5 protein-coding genes are annotated in these 5,392 nt (G+C 36.4%); 2 read left to right on the forward strand and 3 right to left on the reverse strand.

The features are described from left to right. Positions 1-247: 247 nt before the first annotated feature. Together GQR46_RS15445 and GQR46_RS15450 are read right to left on the reverse strand one after the other, a co-directional pair. Positions 248-1,021, reverse strand: a complete 774-nt coding sequence (locus tag GQR46_RS15445; RefSeq protein WP_165741394.1) for a transporter substrate-binding domain-containing protein — start codon at positions 1,019-1,021, stop codon at positions 248-250. A 92-nt stretch (positions 1,022-1,113) separates the two neighbouring features. Further along, the gene (locus GQR46_RS15450) at positions 1,114-2,127 is read right to left on the reverse strand and encodes an AraC family transcriptional regulator (RefSeq protein WP_165741395.1); all 1,014 of its coding nucleotides are present in this window, start codon (positions 2,125-2,127) and stop codon (positions 1,114-1,116) included. A 97-nt stretch (positions 2,128-2,224) separates the two neighbouring features. Between GQR46_RS15450 and GQR46_RS15455 the strand changes: the two genes are divergently transcribed. Together GQR46_RS15455 and GQR46_RS15460 are read left to right on the forward strand one after the other, a co-directional pair. Continuing rightward, positions 2,225-2,671, forward strand: a complete 447-nt coding sequence (locus tag GQR46_RS15455) for an SRPBCC family protein (protein ID WP_165741396.1) — start codon at positions 2,225-2,227, stop codon at positions 2,669-2,671. Further along, positions 2,668-3,489, forward strand: a complete 822-nt coding sequence (locus GQR46_RS15460) for a sterol desaturase family protein (protein ID WP_165727284.1) — start codon at positions 2,668-2,670, stop codon at positions 3,487-3,489. The genes GQR46_RS15455 and GQR46_RS15460 overlap by 4 nt, the downstream gene beginning before the upstream one ends. An 18-nt stretch (positions 3,490-3,507) precedes the next feature. Here the strand turns inward: GQR46_RS15460 and GQR46_RS15465 are convergent. Next, positions 3,508-5,392, reverse strand: a 1,885-nt coding sequence (locus GQR46_RS15465; RefSeq protein WP_346766805.1) for a DUF4105 domain-containing protein, incomplete at its 5' end; no start/stop codon positions are given.

Consider the following 5,392-nt stretch of genomic DNA (forward strand, 5'->3'; position numbering starts at 1 on the left):
TAAATGATTTTTTTGTTATACCAATTTGGTTTGGGTGTTTTTTAACGGCTTTTATGGAAGTGTTTGCGGTATGTGTTTTTTATGTGCTTGGCTATTCATTTAGTGATGTATAACGTAGATTTTGGCGCTAAGGCGCAGTCTATTTTTTGGGGGGAGAGGAGATTTTTAACTTTGTAGTTTGCTTTGCAGCGTTTAGCAAATAACTAAATAACCACTGCCAATAACTAATGTCGGGCTTTAACTATGGTTAGTGCTGCATGTTAGTCGTGTTTGGTAATAAAAGTTGCCACTTGTTTAAAATGGCATGGTATTCACCATTTTCTTTAATGTTACTTAATGCGTCAGAGAGTGCTTTAGCTGTTTTAGGATTAAGTTGATTACTTGCTGCAAAATTAAGTGAAGAGGGAAGATCGCTTAAATGAATTCGTTTTGTTATTAGGCTAGGATCGAGTCCTAGGCTTTTTAGCTCGTTATTAAGTGTAAGTGTATTAGTTACTACAAAGTCGATCCGGTTTTTATAAAGCATTTGCCAAAGTTGATTATAGTAACTGACCAGTATTAAATTGTTATTTTCGGTAAAGCCTTTTTGCTTTAAGTAGGCTTCGCTCAGGTAGCCACGAATGGTTGCTACTTTATACTCTTTAGCAAAATTTAAGTGAACAACTTCATCTACATGGCTTTTTAAGCTAATTAAATAAGCATCTGCAAAATACACTTCGCCTAACCACGTATATTTATTAATCCGCTCTGGGGTTTTTAACAAAGACAACATTATGGCGTTGGTATTTGTTTGATGCTCCTTAAAAACGCGGGCCATAGGCATTATTTCAAAATTAGCGGTTAAGTTTGTTTGCTTCACAACTGCTTTGGCAATGTCGACTAAAGCGCCGCTTACTTCACCTTGCTGATTTTTAAAGTGATAAGGAGGAAGGTCTTCAGCTATAAAAGTAACCGAATCGGCGTTACACAGGGGGCTATATAAAATAAATACAAAAGCACTTAATAAAACACGCAAAAACATAAAAAATCTTTTAGAGCAATAATACACCTAGTGTAGAGAGTATTAACTAAAACATATATATATTATGTTTATATAACGTAAATAATTTGCACTTACTTGGCTGTTCTTGCTGTTTTGTATTTTATAAATTGTAATGGCGAGCATTTATGCCAGCGTAAAAAAGCTCGATTAAAAGAGCTTTGATCTTTAAATCCTAAAATATTAGATAAATCAGCAAGTGGCATGCTGGCTATTAATGTATCTGCACGTTTTTTACGTTCTTTTTCAAGTAGCTGAGCAAAGGTTAAGTCTTGTTGTTTTAAGCGTCGTTGTAGCGTTCGGGGTGTTAAATTAAGCGCATCAGCTATGCCTATTAGGTTGCAGTTTTGCAAGGTAGTTTTAGCTGTAAGTAACTGATTAACTTTATCGTCAATACACTGCTGGCTTTTAAAGTTAGAGAGTTGCTGCTCTGACAATTGCTTGAAAGTAGAATTAATAATGGCATTATCGGTTTTAAAGGGCAGCGTTAAATAATGGCTCGGAAAGCTAATTTGATTATATTCAGCACTGCTTTTTACAGGGCATTTAAACCATGATTCAAGGGCGCGCCTTTGCGATGGCAACCAATTATAAGTGAAACTAATACTACTTGGCGAAAGCGTTAAATTTATTAACTGGCGAATCACACTTACCCACGCGGTCATGTTTCGTAAAACAACATGCTCATTACAACTTTGGTGAGCAATCCAACGAATAGTTGCTGTATCAGTATTTAGTTCAAACTTAGCTTTACCAATATCAGCCACCAAGCTGTCGTAGCTTAACAATGCTTTAATGGCACTGCTTAAGTTATCGCTTGATTCAATCAAGTAACCTAAAACGCCGTAGTCAGCAGTGCGAATTTGCTGACCTAGGGTAAAACCAAAAAGAGGATCGTTAAGTGTTTTCTTGCCATAAACTAATAAAGCATTGTAACTATTTAAACTAATACGCGGCGCTAATTGATGGGTACGTTGATTACTAAATTCGTCAAAGTTAATAGCGTGCAAAGCCGTTTTAGTACTAATGCCTTGCGCTTGTAAGTAATCAAGAATACTTGAAAAGTAATGATCAGCCAATGTGTGCATTTGTCATCTAAAGCTAAAAAATAGTCGTGTATTAGCAAGTTTGCCACGTTAAATTTTTATATGCTAGTTGAATGCCTAATAACCTCTTGCTGTAAAAATGATACTTATAACAATAAAACAAACGCTTAATGCACAGCCAAAACAAATAATAAGCACACTGTTGGATCATCAACAGTTGCATCGATTTTTTAATGCCAAATTTACGCTGCTACAAGCACAAGACGAAGGGCAAATAGAAGGCGGAAAAGGATCTGTTAGGCAAGTGAAAATAGGTAAAATAACGTTTTCAGAGCAAATAATCAGTGCCGATCAAAATCAGATCAGTTACCAAATAGTAGGCGATAAACCAGTAGCTAATCATCGAGGCGATATATACCTCACTGCAAATAAAGACATCAATACTTTAGTTACCGAACTTAACTATTGCATAAGCTGCTCAGCTCCATGGTGGATGCCAAATGCATTACTTAAATATGTTATTACAAAAGATATAACCCAAGCGTTAAACAATTTAAATAATTATTTTTTGGCGGGTAAAGCATGAACTCAGAAATTATTTTACTCGCTCTGAGCCCATTATTTTTGATATTTGTTTGCTCTGAGTTTATTAAGTTTAAGCGCTATTACGACATAAAAGATAGCCTAGCAAATACAGTGTTAGCGCTATTACACCAAGGCGCAGATGCTATTGCGTTACTGCTGTTAATGCCTTTATTTAATTGGTTGTATGACTATAGATTGTTTGATATTGAAGTGAGTGTATTAAGTATTGCATTTGCATTTTTACTGCAAGATTTTTTGTATTATTGGTTTCATAAAGCATCGCATCATATTCATTGGTTGTGGGCTGCACATGTGGTGCACCATAGCTCAACTAAAATGAATTTCACCACCGCATTTAGGCAAAGCTTAATGTACCCCGTAGCCGGTATGTGGGTGTTTTGGCTACCTATGATTTTAATTGGATTTGAACCGCTAACAGTATTTAGCGTGGTTGCATTAAATTTGGCGTATCAATTTTTTGTACATACTCAAATAGTGGGTAAGTTAGGCTGGTTTGAAAAAGTATTTAATACGCCTTCGCATCACCGAGTTCATCACGCAATAAATGCAGGTTACCTTGATAAAAACTTTGCAGGTGTACTTATTATTTGGGATAAGTTATTTGGCACCTTTGTAGAAGAAGATAAATCAAAGCCTTGTAAATACGGCATTATAGGGCAGCTTAATAGCAATAACCCAGTCGTTATTACGTTTCATCAGTGGGAGCACTTATTGAAAAGTGTTTATAAGGCATCGGGAATAAAAGCTAAATGTAGAGTACTATTTGGCTACCCTACAAGTAGCATTAAATATAAATAATATTGAAAAAGTTAAAAGTTAAAAGTAAAACTGCATAGCTAAACTCATTGATGAATTATGGCTATGCCATTGAGCATGCTGTACTTTGCTGCGCAGCGATACATTGCGAGAAACAGCGTAATTCCATGTTATAGCTATTTCGCTGTGCTTACTTGCTGCGTTATCAGTTAGCCATAATATATTGCCAGTCAAAGCGAGTTTATGCTTATTGTTTATTTGCCAAATTACACCGGCTTCGCTGCCTATTCCAGTACTAAGTCGGTCGGTTATATCGCCTGTATTTAGCTCAAATTGACCAAGAATATAGCCGTGCAGATTATTAGGATCGCCATAAGATTTACCATAACCTCCTTTTGTAAAAAAGCGGCCTAAACGTTTATTGTCACTTGGTTGTCGGTCAAAGCCCATTTTAAAGTTCCACGACCAGCTATCAAATACGCGGTTATCGGGTGCAAGCGACATAGCATCTAATAAGTAAAAATGTTCGATATCTGCATTTCCTTCGTCAGTAATAGCGGCTTCCAAATCAAAAAAACTAATTTGTGCACCCGCTATAAAACCTTCAGGCCTATCTAGTAAGTCATGATACGCAAGCCTATAACCAAAATTTGTAAGGTTTGCTTGGTTATTATTTTGTACCCTACCTAGCGATACTTTAGAAGAACCATGACCTTGCTCTGGGGAAGCAATAGGGCGGTTTGGCTTAGTAAATGGCGAAGCTACATTATATTTGCTGCGCATTAGGAGTAGCTTAGTTAGTCGCGGGGCAATTTCTTTACGATTTAATGCTTTATCGTAAAATTCAAAATTTAACCATTCATACGCCATTTCTAATATAGCGACTAATTGCGACTGTGAGTAATTACGAGTATTGAGGGAGCCACCTTGCATTAACTCTCTTGCATCATCAAGTTGTTCGTCAGTCATTTGAGTAGAGTAATGGTAAAGTTTAGTTCCAAAAGCAGGGCGGTAATTAGGTGTTTGTAATAAGTTGTTATTTCTTAGTACTGCAACGGTATCTGATGGAATAGCTTGCATATTAAATGACGATGTTAAATCAAGGTCCTCTTGTGCAAGTTGTAATAATGCAAGTAATTGGTAAGAGCAGTTTTCATCAATAAAAAAGTAATCGAATGTAGCTAATTGTAGCTCCCACAAGTGCAATAAAATAAGCTCTACCTGTAGCTCTGATAAATTAAGTTTGTATTCCCAAATATCACGAGATTCTAAGTCATTATATTCGCGTACTTTTTTATAGTACGGCATAAGCGAAAACTTACCTGGGTAGCTGCCAATCAAGCCTTTTAGTGCATACATAGCTGCGTTATCTGAGCCGTCTGGCTCTGCTGCAAAATTAACGGCAAATGCGAGCAACTCTTTATGGCGAGTCTGATCTTTTGCATCAATACGAAGTAAAGTGTGGCCAAACATTGATGATGGGCTATTCATAAATGCAGTTGGAAAAACTAACGTAACCCCTTTAGGGTTTATTATTTTTTGCCACGCCTGTAGTTCTGGGCAATTAAGTTCGGGCCAGTTATTTTTAATTTTTGTTTTTAGCCATTTATAACGTGCAGGAAACTGACAACGATATTGTGTTGTTTTTGGGTCAGTATTTTTACCACTAAATGCAGCTATAGTGGCTTTAAGTTCGTCATATGGGCTTGTTTTACCTGTAGGAGATAAAAAAAACTCAGCACTGTCTACTTCACTTTTCCAATCACCTAATGTGGCCAAGCGGTAGTGACCTAATTTAAGCCAGTAAGGGTGTGTTGCTAATGTATTTGTTTCAATACTTTGAGCGTTTGAGTAAGTACTAAAAAGAGCGAGCAGTAAACCAAATAATATTTTTTTCATAATCACTAAATTACAAAAGCCGCTAGAGAAATACTCCAGCGGCTTT

Origin of the sequence: Pseudoalteromonas sp. Z1A6 (assembly GCF_011378745.1) — a bacterium.
Taxonomy (GTDB): domain Bacteria; phylum Pseudomonadota; class Gammaproteobacteria; order Enterobacterales; family Alteromonadaceae; genus Pseudoalteromonas; species Pseudoalteromonas arctica.

What these genes read in the sequence shown, in the direction of transcription:
- GQR46_RS15460 (WP_165727284.1), top strand. Translation starts at nt 2,668, where the DNA reads ATGAACTCAGAAATTATTTTACTCGCTCTGAGCCCATTATTTTTGATA.
- GQR46_RS15450 (WP_165741395.1), bottom strand. Translation starts at nt 2,127, where the DNA reads ATGCACACATTGGCTGATCATTACTTTTCAAGTATTCTTGATTACTTA.
- GQR46_RS15445 (WP_165741394.1), bottom strand. Translation starts at nt 1,021, where the DNA reads ATGTTTTTGCGTGTTTTATTAAGTGCTTTTGTATTTATTTTATATAGC.
- GQR46_RS15455 (WP_165741396.1), top strand. Translation starts at nt 2,225, where the DNA reads ATGATACTTATAACAATAAAACAAACGCTTAATGCACAGCCAAAACAA.